This is a genomic window from Eggerthella sinensis, assembly GCF_003339815.1.
In the GTDB taxonomy this organism is placed as follows: domain Bacteria; phylum Actinomycetota; class Coriobacteriia; order Coriobacteriales; family Eggerthellaceae; genus Eggerthella; species Eggerthella sinensis.
On sequence record NZ_PPTT01000005.1, the window covers coordinates 111,511 to 130,133 of the forward strand.

The following is an 18,623-nucleotide window of genomic DNA, read 5'->3' on the forward strand; positions in this document are numbered from 1 at the left end:
ATGTACTGAGACGGGTAGATTCTAACAGAAGCACTATCGGGCCATAACCTTCTTCACAGCTTCGACAATCGCCCTCGACCCCAGGTTGAAGTAGTCGAGCAGCTCTTCGAACTCGCCCGATTTGCCGAACTGATCGCACATGCCCACGAACTCGACCGGCGCCGGATTCGTGCGCGCAAGCGTCTCGGCAACGGCCGATCCGAGGCCGCCGTACACGCTGTGCTCCTCGGCCACCACGACGCGACCCGTCTTGCGCACGGACGCGAGCACGGTTTCCTCGTCGAGCGGCTTCACGCTGAACGCGTCGATGACCTCGACCTCGATGCCCTCGGCGGCAAGCGCCTCGGCAGCCTTGAGCGCCTGCTCAACCTCGACGCCGCAGGCCACGATGGTGGCGTCCGCGCCCTCGCGCAGCACGTAGGCGGCTCCCAGCTCAAGCTCCACCCCGTCGGCGTACACGGCCGGCACCGACGCGCGGCCCATGCGCACGTACACAGGGCCCGGCGTTGCGGCGGCAAGGCGGATGGCGGCACGGGCGGCAGCGTAGTCGGCCGGCACGAGCACGCGCATGTTCGGAAGCCCGCGCATGAGCGAGACGTCCTCGAGCATCTGATGGCTGCCGCCGTCGGGGCCGACGGAGATGCCGGCATGCGTCGGGGCGATTTTCACGTTGAGGTTGCTGTAGCACACCGTGTTGCGAATCTGATCGTAGGCGCGCCCGGTGCCGAAGACGGCGAACGAGCCCGTGTAGGCGATATGGTCGGTTGCGGCGAGGCCGGCGGCCACGTCCACCATGTTCTGCTCGGCGATGCCGCAGTTGAACAGGCGGTCGGCGAAGCCCGCGTCGGCGAGCTTCTTCGTGGTGGTGGAACCCGTCAGGTCGGCGTCCACGGCCACCACGGGAAGGCCTTCCTGCGCAAGCTCGGCCAGCGTCGCACCGTACGCGGCACGCGTCGCGCGCTTGACCTGGGACTCAGTTTCGTTTGCCAGCTTAACCACGGCTGGACTCCTCTCCCGTCAGCGCGGCCAGCTCGGCCAGCGCAGCTTCCGTCTGCTCGGCGTTCGGCGCCTTGCCGTGCCACCCCGCCTGGTTCTCCATGAACGACACGCCCTTGCCCTTCACCGTGCGCGCGATGAGCGCGTGCGGCTTGGCGGCGCGGTCGGCCTTCGCGGCCGCGAGCGCCTCCACGAGCGCGGGGATGTCGTGGCCGTCCACTTCGACGGCCGTCCAGCCGAAGGCGCTGAACTTCGCCGCGAGATCGCCCGGATCGCACACGTCGGCGGTGTTGCCGTCGATCTGCAGGCAGTTGCGATCGACGATGGCCACGAGGTTGTCGAGCCCGCGGTGCGCCGCGAACATGGCGGCCTCCCAGACCTGGCCCTCCTGGCACTCGCCGTCGCCGAGCAGCGCGAACACCGACTGCGTCTTGCCGTCGAGCTTGAGGCCGGCCGCGATGCCGGCCGCGACGGACAGTCCCTGGCCGAGCGATCCCGTGGACACCTCGACGCCGGGGACGAGGTTCGAGTCGGGATGGCCCTGCAGGCGCGTGCCCAGCTTGCGCAGCGTGAGCAGCTCTTCGCGCGGGAAGTAGCCCGCCTGCGCGAGCACGGCGTACAGCGCCGGAGCCGCGTGGCCCTTCGCCAGGATGAAGCGGTCGCGCTCGTCCCAGCCGGGACGAGCGGGATCGTGCTCGAGCACGCCGCCGAAGTAGAGCGCCGTGAGGATATCGGCGCTCGACAGCGATCCGCCCGGATGCCCGCTGCCCGCTTCCGCGATCATGGACACGATGTCGGAGCGCATCTCGTTCGCCCGCCGTTCAAGTTCGGTCATGCCAGGTCCTTTCTAGACACTACAACGTAAACAACAGGGCGCTTGTGGTGGCGCCACAAGCGGCCGTCATTGCGAAACTCGCCAACGGTGATAGCCTATTACGAATTCATCCAAATCCCCGTCGAGCACGGCTTCCACGTTGCCCGTCTCGATGCCGCTGCGCACGTCCTTCACCATCTGGTACGGGTACAGCACGTAGTTGCGGATTTGGCTGCCGAACGTGGAATCCATGCGATCGCCGCGCAGCTGCGCGAGTTCTTCGGCGCGCTTCTGCTCCTCGCGCTCGTAGAGCTTCGCCTTGAGCACCCGGAACGCGGCTTCCTTGTTCTGCAGTTGGGATTTCTCGTTTTGGCACGTCACGACGATGTTCGTCGGGATGTGCGTGAGGCGCACGGCCGAGTCGGTGGTGTTGACGCACTGGCCGCCGGGACCGCTCGAGCGGTACACGTCCACGCGCACGTCGGCGGGGTTGAGGTCCACCTCGATGTCGTCGGGCAGCACGGGCAGCACCTCCACGCCGGCGAACGTGGTGTGGCGGCGCTTCTTGTCGTCGGTCGGCGAGATGCGCACGAGACGGTGCACGCCGTTCTCGCTCTTCAGCATGCCGAACGCGTTGCGGCCCTCGATCTGGATCGTAGCCTTGTCCAGGCCGATGCCCTCGCCCGGCACCACGTCGAGCACGGTGACCTTCCAGTCCTTCTTCTCGGCGTAGCGCACGTACATGCGGTAGAGCATGTCCGTCCAGTCCTGCGCCTCGAGGCCGCCCGATCCCGGGTTCACCGTGAGGATGGCGTCGCCGCCGTCGAAGCGCTCCGAGAACCATGAGCTGATCTCGAGCGCGTCCAACAGCACGTCGAGCTTGTCGAGGGCGTCGGCCGCCTCCTCGGCGAACAGCTCGTCCTCGGCGGCGAGGTCGAAGGCGGCGCGCGCGTCGTCGAGCAGCGTCGCGGCCTCGTTGTACTCGCCGATGGTGTCGCGCAGCACGCTCGCCTGCTTCGACACGCTCTGCGCGTGCGCCGCGTCGTCCCAGAAACCGGGACGCGCGATCTCCTCGTCGAGCTTCGCCAGTTCGGCGGTGCGCTCGTCGATATGCAGGTAGCCGTGCGCCGCCTGCACGCGCTGGGCTACCTGCTCCAGATCTTTTTCGTCTCTATCAGCCATGATTCCTTATTGATCTCGTCCGTGACACTTCTTGTACTTGAGGCCCGAGCCGCAGGGGCACGGGTCGTTGCGCCCGACGTTGGCGAAGGGATCGTCCTTGTCCTTCGTGTACGTCTGGGGCTTCGGCGCCGACGGCTTCGGCGGGGCGGCCGGCGTGCCGGCGGGCGTGGCGCCCGCGGCGGCGGCCTGCTTGCGGGCCGCGCCGACGCCGGTCTGCTCGAGCGCCTGCTCGGGCGAGGAGTAGCTCACCTTGCCGTCGAGCACGCTCTTCTCCTCCTCGAGCGCGGGCTGCTCCTGCTTCACGGCCACCTGCAGGCGCAACAGCGTGCGCAGGTAGTCTTCGTACATGCCCGCCGTGAGGCTTTGGAAGGCGTTGTAAGCTTCGTTCTTGTACTCGACGAGGGGGTCGCGCTGACCGAACGCGCGCAACCCGATGCCCGCCTTGAGGTAGTCCATCTCCTGGAGGTGCGCCATCCAGCGCGTGTCGATCATGCGCAGCATGACCTGGCCTTCCAGCATCTTCATCACCGGCTCGCCCAGCTGATCGACCTTGGTGGCGAACACGTTTTCCAGGTATTCCTCCAAGGCTTCTGCCAGGGTGTCGGGGTCGTCCTCGTGGTCGACGTCGGCCACGGAGAAGTCGTTTTGCCCCGTCATGTTCGCGGCCCACAGCTCGACGGCCTTCACGTCCCAGTCGTCGCTCGGCACCTTCGCCGGGCAGTTCTCCTGGACGACGGCGTCCACCGCGTCGCGCACGATCTCGGGGATGCGCTCGTCCATGTCCTTGCCGTCGAGGATGGCGTTGCGCTCGCTGTAGATGGCGACGCGCTGCAGGTTCATGACGTCGTCGTATTCGAGGACGTTCTTACGGGCGGCGAAGTGCATGCTCTCCACCTGGCGCTGCGCGCCCTCGATGGCCTTCGACACCATGCCGGCTTGGATGGGCATGTCGTCGGGCATCTCGGTCTTCTCCATCATGCGGCCGATGGAGTCCATGCGGTTGCCGCCGAACAGGCGCATGAGGTCGTCTTCGAGCGACAGGTAGAACTGCGTGACGCCGGGGTCGCCCTGACGGCCGGCGCGGCCGCGCAGCTGGTTATCGATACGGCGCGACTCGTGGCGCTCGGTGCCGATGACCGTGAGGCCGCCGGCCGCGATGACGCGGTCGTGCTCGTCGGCGCAGACGCGCTTCGCCTCGGCGAGCGCGGAGGCGCGATCGGCGGCGGAGGGAGCGGGCGCGTGGCCCTCCTCCACCTCGTCGCCCTCGTGGACGTCCGGGTCGAAGCCGCGCTCGCGCAGCACGTCGTCGGCCAGCACGTCGGGATTGCCGCCGAGCAGGATGTCGGTACCGCGGCCGGCCATGTTCGTGGCGATGGTCACGGCGCCCACGCGGCCGGCCTGCGCGATGATGTGGGCCTCGCGCTCGTGGTTCTTCGCGTTGAGGGTCTCGTGCTTGATGCCGCGCTTGTCGAGCAGGCGCGAGAGCTTCTCGGAGCTTTCGATGGACACCGTGCCGATGAGGCAGGGCTGGCCCGCCGCATGGCGCTCGGCAACGTCGTCGGCCACGGCGTTGAACTTCGCCTCCACCGTGCGGTAGATGAGGTCGTCCTCGTCCTTACGCGCGATGGGACGGTTCGGCGGGATGGCGACGACCGGCAGCTTGTAGATCTCGCGGAATTCGGCGTCCTCGGTCATGGCCGTACCGGTCATGCCCGACAGCTTCTCGTACAGGCGGAAGTAGTTCTGCAGCGTGATGGTGGCGAGCGTCTGGTTCTCCTCGCGCACGAGCACGCGTTCTTTCGCCTCGAGCGCCTGGTGCAGGCCCTCGGAGTAGCGGCGGCCCTCCATGATGCGGCCGGTGAACTCGTCGACGATCTTCACCTCGCCGTTCACCACAACGTAGTCCACGTCGCGATGGAACAGGAACTGCGCCTTCAACGCCTGCTGCAGGTGGTTCGGCAGCTGGCCGGACGGATCGGCGTAGATGTCGTCGATGCCCAGCATGGCCTCGATCTTCTCAAGGCCGCTCTCGGTGGCGTTGATGGTCTTCTTCGCCTCGTCCATCTCGAAGTCCACCTCGGGCTGGATGCCCACCATGACGCGGGCGAACTTGTTGTACGTCTCGGCCGCCTGCGTGCCCGCGCCCGAGATGATGAGCGGCGTGCGGGCCTCGTCGATGAGGATGGAGTCCACCTCGTCGACGATGGCGAAGTGGTGCCCGCGCTGCACGCGCGATTCGGCGCGCGTCACCATGTTGTCGCGCAGGTAGTCGAAGCCGAACTCCGCGTTCGTGCCGTACGTGACGTCGGCCTGATAGGCGGGGATCTTCTTGTCGGGGCGCATGCCGTTCTGGATGAGGCCCACGTTCATGCCGAGGAAGCGGTACACCTGGCCCATCCACTCGCTGTCGCGCTTCGCCAGGTAGTCGTTGACGGTAACCACGTGCACGTTGTTGCCGGACACGGCGTTCAGGTAGCCGGCCAACGTGGACACGAGCGTCTTGCCTTCGCCGGTTTTCATCTCGGCGATCTGCCCGTCGTTGAGCGCCATGCCGCCGATGAGCTGCACGTCGAAGTGGCGCAGCCCCAGCGTGCGCACCGAGGCCTCGCGCACGGCGGCGAACGCCTCGGGCAGGATGCTCTTGAGGTCCTCGCCGTTGCTCGCCCGCTCGCGGAACGCGGCGGTGAGCGCGCGGAGCTCTTCGTCAGAGCGTGCCTGCATCTCCGTTTCAAGGCCGTTGATCTTGCTTGCGGTGGCTTCGTAGTTCTTGAGCTGCTTGCCCTCGCCAAGCGTCAGAAGCTTGGATAGAAATCCTGCCATGTATGCGCCATCCTTTTTCGTGGCTTGCCAGCGCGTCGATGCGCGCTCATTCACTCGAATACAGCACGTGCTACTCTAGCATATCGTGCCTGACCTCAAAGGAAATTCACAGGGCACGCAAGGGCGATGAGGCGCACAGCGGCGGGTCGGGAACGCATCGCGCCCGTCCGACCCGTCCACCCCGCGCGCCCAAAGCGTGCCCCGCAGGGTTCAGGCCGTGCGGTGCGCTTCCGCGTCGAGCCGCTCGGCCAGCCACATCTTGATCACCGCCTGACGGGTGACGCCGACGCGCTTCGCCTCGCGATCGAGCGCATCGACCATCCACGGCGGCATATCCACGTTGATCTTCCGCACTTCGCGGGCAGGATAGACCACCTCGGCGCTCTCGAGATCGAGGTACTCCATGATATCCTCTTCGCCCTCGTCGACAATCTTTTTCGCCATACCGAACGACCTCCAGTTTCGATGTAACGGTATAGTTATTATATTCATTCCACCTTCCTTTCGCAATGACGACGTCTGCTTCGTTGCCCGCTTGCTACTCGAAATCGGTTTCGGTTTCGATGATGCTGCGATAGAGGCGCATGGTTTCGAGCGAGGGGTCGATGCCCAGCTCGTCGGCGAGGAAGCGGCGGCAGGCGAAGTAGGTTTCGAGGGCGGCGGTGCGCTGGCCCGAGGCCAGCTGCGCGTGCATGAGCGTGGTGTAGGCGTCCTCGCGCGTGCGGTCGCGCTGCAGGGCGGCGCGGGCGAACCACAGCCCCTCCTGCTCCTCGCCCGCCGCGATGAGCCTGAGCGAGGCGGCCACGAGCGCGTCGACGAGGCGGTTGCGGTAGTCCACGCGCAGCGCGGCGATGGCGTCGTTGTCGTTCTCGCTCGGCAGCAGGTCGTCGGAGAAGCGGTCGTTGATGAGCGAGTACAGGTTCGCCCAGCCGCCGTAGCCCGGACGCTCGAACAGCAGCGTGCGGCACACGTCGTCGAACTGCGCCACGTCGCTCGTGAGCAGGCTCGCGTCGAGGCGCAGCCCCTGTTGCTGCCGGATGAGGTAGGGGCACTCGCCCGCCGGCGTCGCGAGCGCCCGGCGCAGCATGGCCCAGATGCCGTAGAAGTTCTTCCGCGCCGCCTCGAGCTCGCTTTCAGGCCACAGCAGGGCGACCAGCTTGTCGCGCGAGAACTCGCGCCCGTTGTGCAGCACGAGCAGCGCGAGCAGCGTCTTCACTTTCTGGCGGCGGAAGGTGGACGGGTCGATGCGGTCGCGCCCGAGGCGCACGTCGAGGCCACCGAACAGGTTGACCTCAAGCACGGGCGCCGCGGTGGGCAGCTTCCCGAGCGCCTTCGCGCTTCTCTCAGCTCGGAAGGCGTCGGGGTGGGTGGCCAGAAAATCGCGTTCGCGCACGAGACGCTCCTGCTCGCGCCGTTCGTGCTCGGTGCGCTGCGCGAACAGCTTCATCTCCACGCGGCGAACGACGAAGGCCGTTTTCGCGTCGAGCGCCGGAATCGAGAGCGAACCCGTTTCGCAGGCGCGCTCGTAGGCGATGCCCACCATCGCGTCGTGCAGGCCGATGGCCTCGCGGCTCGCCCGCGCCACCCGCGTGCGCACGAGGCCGCCGAGCCGGTCGAGCGCGGGCGACGGTTTCTCCGAGGGCGGGAGCGCCGCCGCGCTGCGCAGCACCTCGGCGGCCGCCTGCTTGAGGAAGCAGCCGCGCGCACCCCGGTCGTACCACTCGAGCCACACGCGCGCGGCCTCGAAGCAGTTCGCTTCCGCAAGCCGCGCATGCACGCAGCCCGACGCAACCCACGCGCCCTCCTGCGTCGCGCGCTCGCGCGCCGCCCCGGCCGTGCCCACGAGCGCCGCCGCGAGCTTGTCGGCGCGCCGCCGCTCCTCCGCGCTCGCGCACTGCGCGAGCACGAGCGCGCCCATCATGCGCACCGACGCGGACGCCGCCTTGTCGCGCGCCGCCTTACGCGCCGACGAGCACGCCGCCGCGCGATCCCCCAGCACCGCGCGGCGCAGCGCCTCGTTTGCGCTGAGCAGGGCGCTCTTCCCCGCCGTCTCGCCCGAAAGCGAGCGGTGCACGTCGCAGGCGGCCACGAGGCACCCGGCGTCGAACAGCGCGGGCCCCTGCGCGGCGAGCCACTCCGCCCGCACGGGCCGCGGCGCGAGCAGCCGCATGAGGTCGCAGGCGCGGACGTGCCCGCCGTGCGCGACGAGCGCCTCTCCCAAACGCATGACGAGCGTGCCCGCATCGGGGAACGACGACCGGTCGGCCAGCACGTTCACCTTGCGCGCGAAGGCTTCGGCAATATCCGCCACCTCGAACGGCGCGGTTGCGAAAGCGCCCCGCTGCCGGTCGATGCCGAGGTAGGGGTACTGCTCGGCCAGCAGCGCCTCCTGCTCGACGCCGAACGGGCCGAACGCGCCCACGTCCTCGAGCGCGCCCTTTTGCAGCACCGCCATGACGAACAGGGGAAGCAGCAGGTCGGCGGGCAGTTCCTCCCGCAGGGCCGTCGCGAGGAACGCGGCGCGCTCCTGCGGCTGCGACCACGCGAGGCCCGCGACGCGACAGGCGCGCGGGATCGCGACGGCCGGGTTGCCGCTGCGCTCGCTCGGCGTGCGCAGCGTGTCGAGCTCGGTGTCGGTGAGCAGCAGATCGGACGCTGAGAGCCTGACGCGGTCGCGATGCCGCGCGAACGCATCGCGCGACGGCATGCACGTAACGAGCACCTCGCACTCGCGGTCGAGCAGGCGGTCCATCTCGTTCGACAGCAGTTCCACCCGCTCCTGATCGAGCGGCGGCACGTCGTCGATGACCGCGAGGAACGGCTGCGTGTCGTCGCGCAGCAGCGTGCGCGCGATGATGCCGCGGTCGAGGTCGCGCAGGAAGCACGGACTGCGTCCGTCGAGCCAGAACACGTGCTCGAACGAGAATACCGTGTCGGCGTATTCCAGGGCGAGGCCCGTTTTGCCGAAGCCGTCGGGAGCGGTGATGAAGCGCGCGACGTGGCGCTCGCGCAGCAGCTTCGCAATGAGGTCGGGGCGGGAAATCTGACGTCGGGCAGCCAGGTGCATCGGACGACGGCCGCGGCAAGCCGCTTTCTTGAGGAATTCAGGCATGCGTATCACTCCCATCTACAAGGGGAGCACGCAGCGAAGGTGTTTCACGGTACCACCGTACCCGGCAATCCACAAGCCGACATCGGTTCGCGTGCGGTCCGCGAGGCGGTGTACAATAAGCGAATCGCACGTTACGTACCTGATGAAAGGGAGTATGCCATGCTTCAGCCCGCCTCGCTTGCCGACCTGCCGGCTTTTCGCTGCGCGCACGCCGAAGACGCCTCCGCGGGCACCGGCTGCACCGTCGTCGTCGCACCCGCCGGAGCAACCTGCGGCGTTGACGTGCGCGGCGGCGGTCCCGCCACCCGCGAGACCGACCTGCTCAAGCCCGAGAACATGATCGAAGCCGTGCACGCCGTGGTGCTGTCCGGCGGCAGCGCGTTCGGTCTGGCAGCCTCGACCGGCGTCATGGACGAGCTGGCTGCGCGCGGCATCGGCTTTCCCGTGGAGAGCGCGCGCGTGCCCATCGTGGTGGGCGCCTGCCTGTTCGACCTGCTCGTCGGGCAGAACGCGCATCCTGATGCCGCGATGGGGCGGCGCGCGGCCGCCGCGGCGTTCGAGCGCGATGCGGCCGAACCGCTTGCCGAGGGCAACGTGGGCGCCGGCTGCGGCGCGTCGGTGGGCAAGCTGCTGGGAGGCGACCGCGCGATGAAGGCGGGGCTCGGCGTCTACGGGCTGCGTTTGGGAGAGCTCGTGGCCTGCGCGCTCGTGGCGGTGAACGCGCTCGGCAACGTGCGCGACGCGAGCGGCGCCTGGATCGCCGGCTGTCGCGACGACGAGGGCCGCGTCATGGACCCGCTCGACGCCTTCGCCGCCCTGGCGCACCAGGCCGCAGATGCTGCGAGCGCCGCAACCGACGAGGGTGAGGGCGCCGTCGACCCCGCCGCCGGACCGTGCGCCAACACCACCATCGGCGTGGTGCTGACGAACGCGCGCCTCACGAAAGCGCAGGCGACGAAGGTGTCCTCGACCGTGCACGACGCCTACGCGCGCGCCATCAAGCCGGTGCACACCTCAGGCGACGGCGACACCGTGTTCACGTTCGCGTCGGGCGAGGTGCCCGCCGACTACGATCTGACCGCCATCCTGGCCACCGAAGCCATGCAAGGCGCGCTCGAGCGCGCCGTCACGCAGGCGAGCGGTGCGTACGGGCTGCCGGCCGCCGGCGACCGTCCCGCGCGCTAGGAGGACGCATGGAGGGAGCGAAACTCGCGAACCGCACGCTGTTCGTCGCGTCGGTGATCGTCACCGGCGCCATCGCCGGCGCGTTCGTGTGGCTGCTGCTGTTCGTCATGAACCTCGGCATCACGTTCATCTGGAACAAGCTGCCGGCCCACTTCGGCCCCTTCTTCCCGATCGTCGCCTGCCTCGCGGGCGGCCTCGTCATCGGCCTGTTCGCCAAGCGGTTCGGCTCGTACCCCGAGGACCTCAACGAGGTGATGGCGAAGGTGAAGCGCGACGGGCGCTACGACTACGACAAGCTGGGCGTCATGTCCGTTGCCGCGCTGCTGCCGCTGTTCTTCGGCGGCTCCGTCGGCCCCGAAGCCGGCCTCACCGGCGCCGTGGCGGGCATCAGCACGTGGGTGGGCGACCGCATGAAGCGCTTCGGCGCGGACTTCCAGCAGCTCACGTCGGTGGGCACCATGGCGGCGCTGTCGGCCATCTTCACCGCTCCCCTGTTCGGCTTCGCCGCGCCCTTCTACGACGATGGCGACGAGGCGGCGGGTTCGCAGACCACCATCACGCTGCCGAAGTCGTCGAAGATCGTCGTGTACTTCTGCGCCATCGCCGGCGCGCTTGCCACGTTCCTCGGACTGGGCTCGCTGTTCGGCGGCGGCCTGTCGCTGCCGCACTTCACCGACATCCACGTGGGCGTCACCGAGCTCATCTGGCTCGCGCCGCTCGCGCTCGTGGGCGCGGCGGGCGGCTGGCTGTTCTGCGCGTTCGACGGCGCGTTCAAGCGCCTGGCCGACCGCATGGGCGACCGCCCCGTGACGAAGGCCCTCATCGCCGGTTTGATCCTGGCGCTGTTGGGCATGGCGCTGCCGTTCACGATGTTCGCCGGCGAGACGCAGGCCGAGCAGCTCGGCGAGGTGTGGGGAGGCATGAGCGCGCTCGTGCTGTTGGGCACCGGCTTCTGCAAGGTGCTCATCACGCCGCTGTGCATCCGCTTCGGATGGCGCGGCGGGCATTTCTTCCCCGTCATCTTCGCCGGCATCTCCATCGGCTACGGCATGGCGATGCTGACGGGAGCCGACCCGGTGTTCTGCCTGTGCGCCTGCACGGCGGCGCTCGTGGGCGGCGTCATGCGCCAGCCGCTCATGACCGTGCTGCTCCTGTTCCTGTGCTTCCCCGTGAAGGGCGTCGTGGTCATGCTGGCCGCAGCCGCCCTCGGCGCCGCCATTCCGCTGCCCAAGGCCCTGCGCCCCGAGAAGCCCCAGCCTCCTACGCCCCCGGAGTCACCACAAGCTTGAAACCAAGCGCATCGAGCACGTCGATGACGGTGCCGAAGCGAGGGTTGCCATCGGCCGAGAGCGACTTGTACAGACTCTCGCGCCCGACCCCCGCATGCTCGGCCACGCTTGCCATGCCGCGCGCTTTGGCCACCTCGCCAAGGGCTTTCTGGAAGAACTCGGGGTCGTTCTCCTCAAGCGCCGCAGAAAGAAACGCGGCGATCGTCTCGTCGGAATCGAGATAATCCGAAGCGTGAAATTCGGACGTCTCGATAGGCCTCCTAAACGGGTTTTTCATAGAACCCTCCCTCTGCTATACGCCGCGCCATGCGTACGGCGCGCTCGATATCGCGCTGCTGGGACCCCTTATCGCCCCCGCAGAGCAATACGACGAACACCGCACTCCTTCTCATGCCGTACAGACGATACCCGGGTCCGCAATCAATCCGCAGCTCGAAGAGACCTCGACCGATCGATCGCACATCGCCCCACGATCCGTTTTCCAGGCGTACGATGCGCGCCGTGATCCGACCGCGGGCGTCCCCGTCATTCAAACCGCCGAGCCAACGATCAAATACCCGCGATTTCCGTACGGTAAGCTTCTCATGCTCCATCACCGCTCCTCAGTATCTTACAGGATACAACTTGGATTGACAAGGAGTCCTGGGAACGACGTGCCAACGAGAAGCATACCGCTTGGGATCGAGCGGTTCGATGATGGGAGACGCGGCGAATCGCCGCACGATTCAAGCAGGTTTCCAGCGCGATTCACCCGCGCATCCAGCGAAATTCCAGCGCGCACCAAACGCCGTTCCGGCGCCGCTCTAGCGCGCGTCGGGCGCGCTGGAGCGGCGCGCGCTTGCCTTGCTTATCCGGCGGCCTTGACGGCGCCGGCGGCGTGGATGCGGACGACGCGGTTCTCGTCCGTCTCGGCCAGGGTTCGCAATGCGGGAAGATAGGGCTCGACGAGGTCGCGGCGGCGCTTGCCCACCACGCGGAATATCTCGGGCGCCTCCATGCGCACGCGTTCGGCATCGTCGCCGAGCAGGTGCGCGAACGCGTCCATGCGGCCCTCGAACAGCTCCGGCGCCGTGGTCGCGATGTTTTCGCATGCCCAGATGCCGTGCATCCGCACGTCGGATGCAGGATCGCGGCACAGCTCCATGAGCGCGTCGAAGTAGGGCAGCACGAGCGCGTGTTCCGCCCGGCCGATCCTGCCGAGCGCGCACGCGGCGCGCTCGCGCAGGTGGGGATTCTCGCTACGCAGGTGGGCTGCCGCCGCATCGAGGTACGGCTCGACAAGCTGCGGATACCGCAGCCCCATCTCGCCGAACACCCAGAGGGCCTTCGCCGCGATCCTATCCGACGAGCCCGTCAGCAGGCTGCCCACCTCATCGACGGACGACTCCCATTCCTCCCGGTTATCCAGCAGCCAAGCAAGCCGCCGATAGACGGCGTCATCGCACGCGGCGTCTTCCATGCTCATCCTCCCCCCAGCAAAAAACGCCGCCACAAACGTGGCGGCGCGCGTTCGGTTCTCGTCCCCGCAGGACGCTACTCCTTGCCGAGCAGCTTGGCGATGCGGTCGGAGTACTCGATATCGGTCAGGCCGGCTTCGGCGGCGAGGTCGATGACGGGCGCGTCGTTCCACAGCGCTTCGAGACGGTAGTACTCGCGCGTCTCGGGCTGGAAGACGTGCACGACGAAGCTGCCGTAATCGAGCAGCGACCACGTGCCGTCCTGCGTGCCCTCGCGATGGACGGGCTTGAGGTGCGCCTGCGTGCGCACCGCATCCTCGATCTCGTCGATGATGGCGTCGACCTGACGGTTGTTGGAGGCGGTGGCGATGACGAAGTAGTCGGTCACGCCGATGAGCTCGCCCACCTCCTGCACCATGATGTCGGTGGCCTTCTTCTCGTCAGCCGCGCGGGCCGCGATGAGGGCGCATTCCCTCGGAGTCTGTTCGGTCGTCGTTGTGCTCACGCTGTTCCTTTCTCGGCCGCCGCATGACGCGTACGGGCCACGTAATGGTTCCACACCTCGACCGTTGCCGGGTGCAGGCGTCGCCGGCGCTCCACGAGCGTCAGCAGGATATGTTGAAACGTTCGGACGAACAGCTCGTCGAGCGAAGCCGTGCCGATGAGGGCACGCAGCTCGTCGAGCCCGTCGAAATCGCGTCCGGGTTCGATGGCGTCGGAGATGTAGATGATCATGTCGAGGTCGCTCATGCCCACCGCCGCCGCGGTATGCCGCGCGATGGCCTGGATCACGTCGTCCGGCAGCGCAGGGTAGGCGCGCTGCAGCTCGACCGCCGCGGTGGGACCGTGCAGCAGGCGCGGCATGGTTTCGAGCACGTGCGGATCGACGTCCACGCGCAAGGCGCGGGCGCGCTCGCGAATCTCGTCGTCGGTGTATTCCTTGTCCCAATCGTGCAGCAACCCCGCCAACCGCGCCTTGCGCACGTCGGCACCGTAGGTTTCCGCCAACGATGCGGCCATCTTCGACACGCTCACCGCGTGCTCGAAGCGCTTGTGCTTGAGCCGCTGCTCCAAATCGCGCTCGCGCGCCTCGAAGAACGCATCCGATAGCACGTCGTCAGTCATCGCACGCCTCCTTCATCGTCGCGTTCGCCCGTATGGTACAGGCCTCGCTCCTGAATATAGTCGAGCACGCCCTGCATCGTCAAATAACGGATCGACTTCCCCGCCGCCAGACGCTGCCGCAGGTCGCTCGAGGAGATGGCGAGCGCCGTGACCTCAAGGTAGTCGATGTCGAAGTTGCCGTTCTCGGCAATGAACGCGCGCCGTTCCTCCGACAGCACGTAGCCGGGCCGCGTCACCGCGATGAGGCGCGCGAGGTCGGCGATGGCCGCGCTCTCGCGCCACTGCACGATATGGTACACGGCGTCGGCGCCCGTGATGAAGCGCAGCTCCACGTTATCGGGGTAATGGGCGCGCAGCTGACGCAGCGTGTCCACCGTGTACGTGTCGCCGCCCCGCTCGATTTCGAGGGGGCTCACGTCGAACGACGGGTTGCTGCGCGTGGCGATGCGGCACATCTCCAGGCGCATCGGCGCCGGCGTGACGGCGCGATCCTTCTTGAACACGGGATTGCCCGCGGGAATGAACACGACCGCGTCGAGCCCGTAGGCCTGTCGCGCCTGCTCGGCGCAGGCGAGGTGCCCGATATGGATGGGGTCGAACGTGCCGCCCATGATGCCGAGGCGCGCCGGCGTGCCGTCGCGTCCCAGATCGTCGAAGCGATCGCACACGAGCCCCACTACGGACGCACCTGCCCCGAGCCGCGCAGGACGTACTTGTACGACGTGAGCGCGTCGAGCGCGAACGGGCCGCGCGCGTGCAGCTTCTGCGTGGAGATGCCGATTTCCGCGCCGAGACCGAACTGCGCCCCGTCGGTGAAGGCCGTCGAGGCGTTCGCGTACACGGCCGCCGCATCGACGCGCGCGAGGAAGGCCTCGACGGCGCGCTCGTCCTCGGCCACGATGGCCTCGGAATGCTTCGTGCCGAAGCGGTTGACGTGCTCGATGGCCTCGTCCACGCCGCTCACCACATGCACGGCCAGGTCGGGCGCGAGGTACTCCGTCGCCCAGTCGGCCTCGTCGGCCGGCACGACCGCGATGCCGTGCGCCGCGGCGACGGCTGAGGCGCGCTCGTCGGCATGCAGCGTCACGCCGCGCTCCGCCAGATCGGCGAGCGCCGCCGGCAGGAAGCCTTCGGCCGCCGCCTCGTCCACGAGCAGCGTCTCGGCCGCGTTGCACACGCCCAAGCGGCGGCACTTCGCGTTCACGATGATGGCACGGGCGCGCTCGAAGTCGGCGCTCTCGTGCACGTACACGTGGCAGTTGCCCGTGCCCGTCTCGATGACCGGCACCTTCGACGTCTCCACGCAGTGGCGGATGAGACCCGCCCCGCCCCGCGGAATGAGCACGTCCACCACGCCGTGCAGCTGCATGAGCTCGTCGGCCGCCGCGCGATCGGTGGACGTGATGGCGCCGATGCAGCCGCGGGGCATGCCCGCCGCCACCGCCGCGTCGTGCAGCACGCGCGCGATGACCTCGTTCGACGCCGCCGCCAGGCTTCCGCCGCGCAGCACGGCCGCGTTGCCCGACTTGAGGCAGATGCCCGCCGCGTCGGCCGTCACGTTGGGTCGCGCCTCGTACACGACGGCCACCACGCCCAAAGGCACGCTGACGCGCGTGAGCTCGATGCCGTTCTCCAGGGTGCGCTCCTGCTGCACCGCGCCCAGCGGGTCGGGCAGAGCGACGAGGTCCTCGAGCGCCGCCGCCATGGCCTCGACGCGCGCATCGTCGAGCATGAGGCGGTCGAGCAGGCTCTCTTTCGTGCCCGCCGCGCGCGCGGCCTCCATGTCGCGCCCGTTCGCCTCCACGATGGCGCGCGCGTGCGTGCGCAGCGCCGCCGCCATGGCCGCGAGCGCATCGTTGCGCTGCGCCGCGCTCGTCTGCGCCAGCGCGCCGCTCGCCGCGCGCGCCTCCTCGGCGACGCGCCGCACGTGTTCCTGCACCGATTCCTCAGCCATGACTCCTCCTCACTCGAATACCACCAGCTCGTCGCGATGAACGAGCGGCTTGTCGGCCAGATGCGCCAGCAGGCGGTTCGCCCGCAGCGCCTCGCGGCTCTTGCCCACGGCCAGCTGCACCTCGTCGCAGGTGGCGGCAACCTTGCCGCGCGCGAACAGGTGCCCCGTGCCGTCCTTGATGTCGATGATATCGCCCGCCTCGAAGCGGCCTTCCACCCCGCATACGCCCACCGACAGAAGCGAGCTTCCGCGCCCGATGAGCGCCGCCTTCGCCCCGTCGTCCACCACGAGCGCGCCGCGCGCCGCGTCGCCGAGGGCGATCCACAGCTTCTTCGGCGTGATCTCGTGGGGCTTCTTCGCGGCCACGAACAGCGTTCCCACGTCCTTGCCCGCCGCCGCGTCCACGATGGCCTCGGGTCGGTGCCCGTCGCACACGACGAGCGGGATGCCCGCCACCATGAGCACGCGCGCGGCCTTGATCTTCGTGATCATGCCGCCCGATCCCACGGTGGAGCCCGCCTCGCCCGCCGCCGCCATGATGTCGGGGCCGATGGCCTCCACGCGGCTGATGAGCCGTGCGTCGGCATGCGTGTTCGGGTTGGCGTCGTACAGCCCGTCGATATCCGACAGGATGACCATGAGGTCGGCTTCGATGAGGCACGCCACGAGCGCGGCCAGCGTGTCGTTGTCGCCGAAGCGGATCTGCTCGACGGAGATGGTGTCGTTCTCGTTGACGATGGGCACCACGCCCAGCTCGAGCAGGCGGTCGAACGTGTCGCGCGCGTGCAGGTAGGCGCGGCGGTCGGCCGTATCGCGCCGCGTGAGCAGCACGGTGGACGTCACGATGTCGTGGCGCGCGAACGCCTCGGCATAGGCCGTGGAAAGCGCGCTCTGCCCCACCGACGCCGCCGCCTGCAAGCTCGGCATGTCATGGGGCCGCTTCTCGATGCCCAGCTGCTCGAGGCCGCACGCGATGGCGGCCGACGTGACCACGACGGGAGACCACCCGGCGGCGCGCGCCCGCGCGATCTGATCGGTGACCGCCGCCAGGTAGGCGTAGTCGATCTTGCTCTCCGACGTGGTGAGCGTCGACGATCCAATCTTGATGACGAGGCGCTTGCCGTGCTCGGCGGCGACGTGCGCGCATCCAGCCGGTTTCATTACAGATCGAGCTCCTTGAACAGATCGTCGGCGGTGCGCACCGATTCGAACTCGAACGCGCGTCCGACGATGCGAATCTCATCGCCGTCCACGGCGCCGGCCTTCTCGAGCGCCTTCTCCACGCCGAGGCGCTTGAGGCGGTGCTGCAGAAACGCGATGGCTTCTTCGTTTTCCCAGTCGGTTTGGACCACCATGCGCTCCACCTGCGGGCCTTCAACGCGGAACACGCCGCCGCCGAGCGGCAGGACCTTGAACTTCTTATCGCGCTCGTCGCGCTTGTGCTCCCAGATGTGCTCGTACTGCACGTCGGCCTCGGACAGCGTGCGGGCCGCCTCGCGCAGCTCGTGCACCTTCGTGGCGATGGCGGCCTTCAGGCCGTCGACGCCGTCGCCGGTGAGCGCGCTGATGCGGTAGAGCTTCGGGTCGATGGGACTCGGCGCGAACTCGTCGCCGCCCGCCGCCGCGATGGAATCCTCGCGCACGCGCGCAGCCAGCTTGTCAGCGACCTCGTCCGCGCCCGGCACGTCCATCTTGTTCGCCACGACGATGCGCGGGCGCGTGGCCAGCTCGTCGGCGTACAGCGCCAGCTCGCGGTTGATGATGTCGTAGTCCTCGAGGGGGTCGCGCCCCTCGTAGTCGCCCGTCAAGTCCACCACGTGCACGATGAGCGCCGTGCGCTCGATGTGGCGCAGGAACTCGTGGCCCAGGCCGCGACCCTCGTGCGCGCCCTCGATGAGGCCGGGGATGTCGGCCACGACGAAGCTGTAGTCGCCCGAGCGCGCCACGCCGAGGTTCGGCACGAGCGTCGTGAACGGGTAGTCGGCGATCTTCGGACGCGCCGCGCTCATCTTCGCGATGAGCGACGACTTGCCCGCCGACGGCATGCCCACGAGGGCCGCGTCGGCCATGAGCTTCATCTCGAGCTCGATCCACCGCTCCTGCGACGGTTCGCCCAGTTCGGCGAACGCAGGGGCGCGGCGCGTCGGCGTCACGAAGTGGATGTTGCCGCGGCCGCCCATGCCGCCGTCGGCCACGGTGACGCGCTCGCCGTCGTGCGTGAGGTCGGCGATGAGCTCGCCCGTCTCCTTCGATTCCTCGAAGTACTCGTGCACCACGGTGCCCACCGGCACCTTGAGCACGAGGTCCTCGCCGGTGGCGCCGTGCATGCGCGAGCCCTTGCCGTGCGTGCCTCGATCGGCCGCGAAATGATGCTTGAAGCGGTACTCGATGAGCGACGACAGGCTGGCGTCCGCCTCGACCACGACGTTGCCGCCGTGCCCGCCGTCGCCGCCGTCCGGACCGCCCTTGGGAACATGGGCTTCGCGGCGGAACGACATGCAGCCAGCGCCGCCGTTGCCGCCCTTCACGTGGATGCGTACTTTGTCGATGAACACGGGGGTACCTCTATTTCGATTCGCTCACGCCCGCAGGCGTGGACTTGGATTGCTTAAACACGACAACCCGGATTGTATATGAAAAATGCCCCCTGGCGATCAGGGGGCATGCGAAAACAGATAACGTTACGCAG

General features: G+C 68.2%; 17 protein-coding genes. 2 read left to right on the top strand and 15 right to left on the bottom strand.

Annotated elements, in window-relative coordinates; genetic code table 11:
- Positions 1 to 33: 33 nt before the first annotated feature.
- The 6 genes from C1876_RS04200 to C1876_RS04225 form a co-directional block, all read right to left on the bottom strand.
- Entirely contained in the window at positions 34 to 999 is a 966-nt protein-coding gene (locus tag C1876_RS04200) for a transketolase family protein (RefSeq protein WP_114545467.1), read from the bottom strand.
- Positions 992 to 1,831 (bottom strand): transketolase, encoded by an 840-nt coding sequence (locus tag C1876_RS04205; protein ID WP_114545468.1) that lies wholly within the window; start codon positions 1,829 to 1,831, stop codon positions 992 to 994. The genes C1876_RS04200 and C1876_RS04205 overlap by 8 nt, the downstream gene beginning before the upstream one ends.
- Positions 1,832 to 1,897: 66 nt before the next feature.
- On the bottom strand, positions 1,898 to 2,992 hold the full coding sequence (gene prfB / locus C1876_RS04210) for a peptide chain release factor 2 (protein WP_114545469.1): 1,095 nt from the start codon (positions 2,990 to 2,992) through the stop codon (positions 1,898 to 1,900).
- Between the two features lie 6 nt (positions 2,993 to 2,998).
- Positions 2,999 to 5,812 (bottom strand): preprotein translocase subunit SecA, encoded by a 2,814-nt coding sequence (secA, locus tag C1876_RS04215; RefSeq protein ID WP_114545470.1) that lies wholly within the window; start codon positions 5,810 to 5,812, stop codon positions 2,999 to 3,001.
- 210 nt (positions 5,813 to 6,022) lie between these two features.
- Positions 6,023 to 6,256, bottom strand: a complete 234-nt coding sequence (brnA, locus tag C1876_RS04220; protein WP_114545471.1) for a type II toxin-antitoxin system BrnA family antitoxin — start codon at positions 6,254 to 6,256, stop codon at positions 6,023 to 6,025.
- A 94-nt stretch (positions 6,257 to 6,350) separates the two neighbouring features.
- Positions 6,351 to 8,924, bottom strand: a complete 2,574-nt coding sequence (locus tag C1876_RS04225) for an AfsR/SARP family transcriptional regulator (RefSeq protein ID WP_114545472.1) — start codon at positions 8,922 to 8,924, stop codon at positions 6,351 to 6,353.
- Between the two features lie 159 nt (positions 8,925 to 9,083).
- On the opposite strand from C1876_RS04225, the gene C1876_RS04230 reads away from it, so the two are divergent.
- Positions 9,084 to 10,109, top strand: a complete 1,026-nt coding sequence (locus tag C1876_RS04230; protein ID WP_114545473.1) for a P1 family peptidase — start codon at positions 9,084 to 9,086, stop codon at positions 10,107 to 10,109.
- A gap of 8 nt (positions 10,110 to 10,117) precedes the next feature.
- Positions 10,118 to 11,398 carry a chloride channel protein gene (locus C1876_RS04235; protein ID WP_114545474.1) on the top strand — a complete coding sequence of 427 codons (1,281 nt, stop codon included), beginning with the start codon at positions 10,118 to 10,120 and terminating at the stop codon, positions 11,396 to 11,398.
- Here the strand turns inward: C1876_RS04235 and C1876_RS04240 are convergent.
- The 9 genes from C1876_RS04240 to obgE all read right to left on the bottom strand — a co-directional run bounded on the left by C1876_RS04240 (position 11,370) and on the right by obgE (position 18,489).
- On the bottom strand, positions 11,370 to 11,675 hold the full coding sequence (locus tag C1876_RS04240; RefSeq protein WP_114545475.1) for an addiction module antidote protein: 306 nt from the start codon (positions 11,673 to 11,675) through the stop codon (positions 11,370 to 11,372). The two genes, C1876_RS04235 and C1876_RS04240, sit on opposite strands and share 29 nt — an antisense overlap.
- The gene (locus C1876_RS04245; protein ID WP_114545476.1) at positions 11,659 to 11,991 is read right to left on the bottom strand and encodes a type II toxin-antitoxin system RelE/ParE family toxin; all 333 of its coding nucleotides are present in this window, start codon (positions 11,989 to 11,991) and stop codon (positions 11,659 to 11,661) included. Before C1876_RS04245 ends, C1876_RS04240 begins: the two co-directional genes overlap by 17 nt.
- A gap of 254 nt (positions 11,992 to 12,245) precedes the next feature.
- Positions 12,246 to 12,857, bottom strand: a complete 612-nt coding sequence (locus C1876_RS04250; RefSeq protein WP_114545477.1) for a HEAT repeat domain-containing protein — start codon at positions 12,855 to 12,857, stop codon at positions 12,246 to 12,248.
- Positions 12,858 to 12,931: 74 nt separating this feature from the next.
- Entirely contained in the window at positions 12,932 to 13,360 is a 429-nt protein-coding gene (rsfS, locus tag C1876_RS04255) for a ribosome silencing factor (protein WP_114545478.1), read from the bottom strand.
- A complete protein-coding gene (gene yqeK / locus C1876_RS04260) occupies positions 13,357 to 13,980 on the bottom strand; it encodes a bis(5'-nucleosyl)-tetraphosphatase (symmetrical) YqeK (protein WP_114545479.1) in 624 nt (207 codons plus the stop codon). The genes rsfS and yqeK overlap by 4 nt, the downstream gene beginning before the upstream one ends.
- On the bottom strand, positions 13,977 to 14,657 hold the full coding sequence (gene nadD / locus C1876_RS04265; protein ID WP_114545480.1) for a nicotinate-nucleotide adenylyltransferase: 681 nt from the start codon (positions 14,655 to 14,657) through the stop codon (positions 13,977 to 13,979). The genes yqeK and nadD overlap by 4 nt, the downstream gene beginning before the upstream one ends.
- Complete coding sequence (locus C1876_RS04270) at positions 14,657 to 15,934, bottom strand: glutamate-5-semialdehyde dehydrogenase (RefSeq protein ID WP_114545481.1); 1,278 nt, start codon at positions 15,932 to 15,934, stop codon at positions 14,657 to 14,659. The genes nadD and C1876_RS04270 overlap by 1 nt, the downstream gene beginning before the upstream one ends.
- A gap of 9 nt (positions 15,935 to 15,943) precedes the next feature.
- Positions 15,944 to 17,095, bottom strand: coding sequence for a glutamate 5-kinase (gene proB, locus C1876_RS04275; RefSeq protein WP_114545482.1), 1,152 nt, complete (start codon positions 17,093 to 17,095; stop codon positions 15,944 to 15,946).
- On the bottom strand, positions 17,095 to 18,489 hold the full coding sequence (obgE, locus tag C1876_RS04280; RefSeq protein WP_114545483.1) for a GTPase ObgE: 1,395 nt from the start codon (positions 18,487 to 18,489) through the stop codon (positions 17,095 to 17,097). Before obgE ends, proB begins: the two co-directional genes overlap by 1 nt.
- Positions 18,490 to 18,623 lie beyond the last annotated feature (134 nt).

What these genes read in the sequence shown, in the direction of transcription:
- C1876_RS04225 (WP_114545472.1), bottom strand. Translation starts at nt 8,924, where the DNA reads ATGCCTGAATTCCTCAAGAAAGCGGCTTGCCGCGGCCGTCGTCCGATG.
- yqeK (WP_114545479.1), bottom strand. Translation starts at nt 13,980, where the DNA reads ATGACTGACGACGTGCTATCGGATGCGTTCTTCGAGGCGCGCGAGCGC.
- C1876_RS04205 (WP_114545468.1), bottom strand. Translation starts at nt 1,831, where the DNA reads ATGACCGAACTTGAACGGCGGGCGAACGAGATGCGCTCCGACATCGTG.
- secA (WP_114545470.1), bottom strand. Translation starts at nt 5,812, where the DNA reads ATGGCAGGATTTCTATCCAAGCTTCTGACGCTTGGCGAGGGCAAGCAG.
- brnA (WP_114545471.1), bottom strand. Translation starts at nt 6,256, where the DNA reads ATGGCGAAAAAGATTGTCGACGAGGGCGAAGAGGATATCATGGAGTAC.
- C1876_RS04250 (WP_114545477.1), bottom strand. Translation starts at nt 12,857, where the DNA reads ATGGAAGACGCCGCGTGCGATGACGCCGTCTATCGGCGGCTTGCTTGG.
- prfB (WP_114545469.1), bottom strand. Translation starts at nt 2,992, where the DNA reads ATGGCTGATAGAGACGAAAAAGATCTGGAGCAGGTAGCCCAGCGCGTG.
- C1876_RS04245 (WP_114545476.1), bottom strand. Translation starts at nt 11,991, where the DNA reads ATGGAGCATGAGAAGCTTACCGTACGGAAATCGCGGGTATTTGATCGT.
- proB (WP_114545482.1), bottom strand. Translation starts at nt 17,095, where the DNA reads ATGAAACCGGCTGGATGCGCGCACGTCGCCGCCGAGCACGGCAAGCGC.
- C1876_RS04235 (WP_114545474.1), top strand. Translation starts at nt 10,118, where the DNA reads ATGGAGGGAGCGAAACTCGCGAACCGCACGCTGTTCGTCGCGTCGGTG.
- C1876_RS04240 (WP_114545475.1), bottom strand. Translation starts at nt 11,675, where the DNA reads ATGAAAAACCCGTTTAGGAGGCCTATCGAGACGTCCGAATTTCACGCT.
- C1876_RS04270 (WP_114545481.1), bottom strand. Translation starts at nt 15,934, where the DNA reads ATGGCTGAGGAATCGGTGCAGGAACACGTGCGGCGCGTCGCCGAGGAG.
- C1876_RS04230 (WP_114545473.1), top strand. Translation starts at nt 9,084, where the DNA reads ATGCTTCAGCCCGCCTCGCTTGCCGACCTGCCGGCTTTTCGCTGCGCG.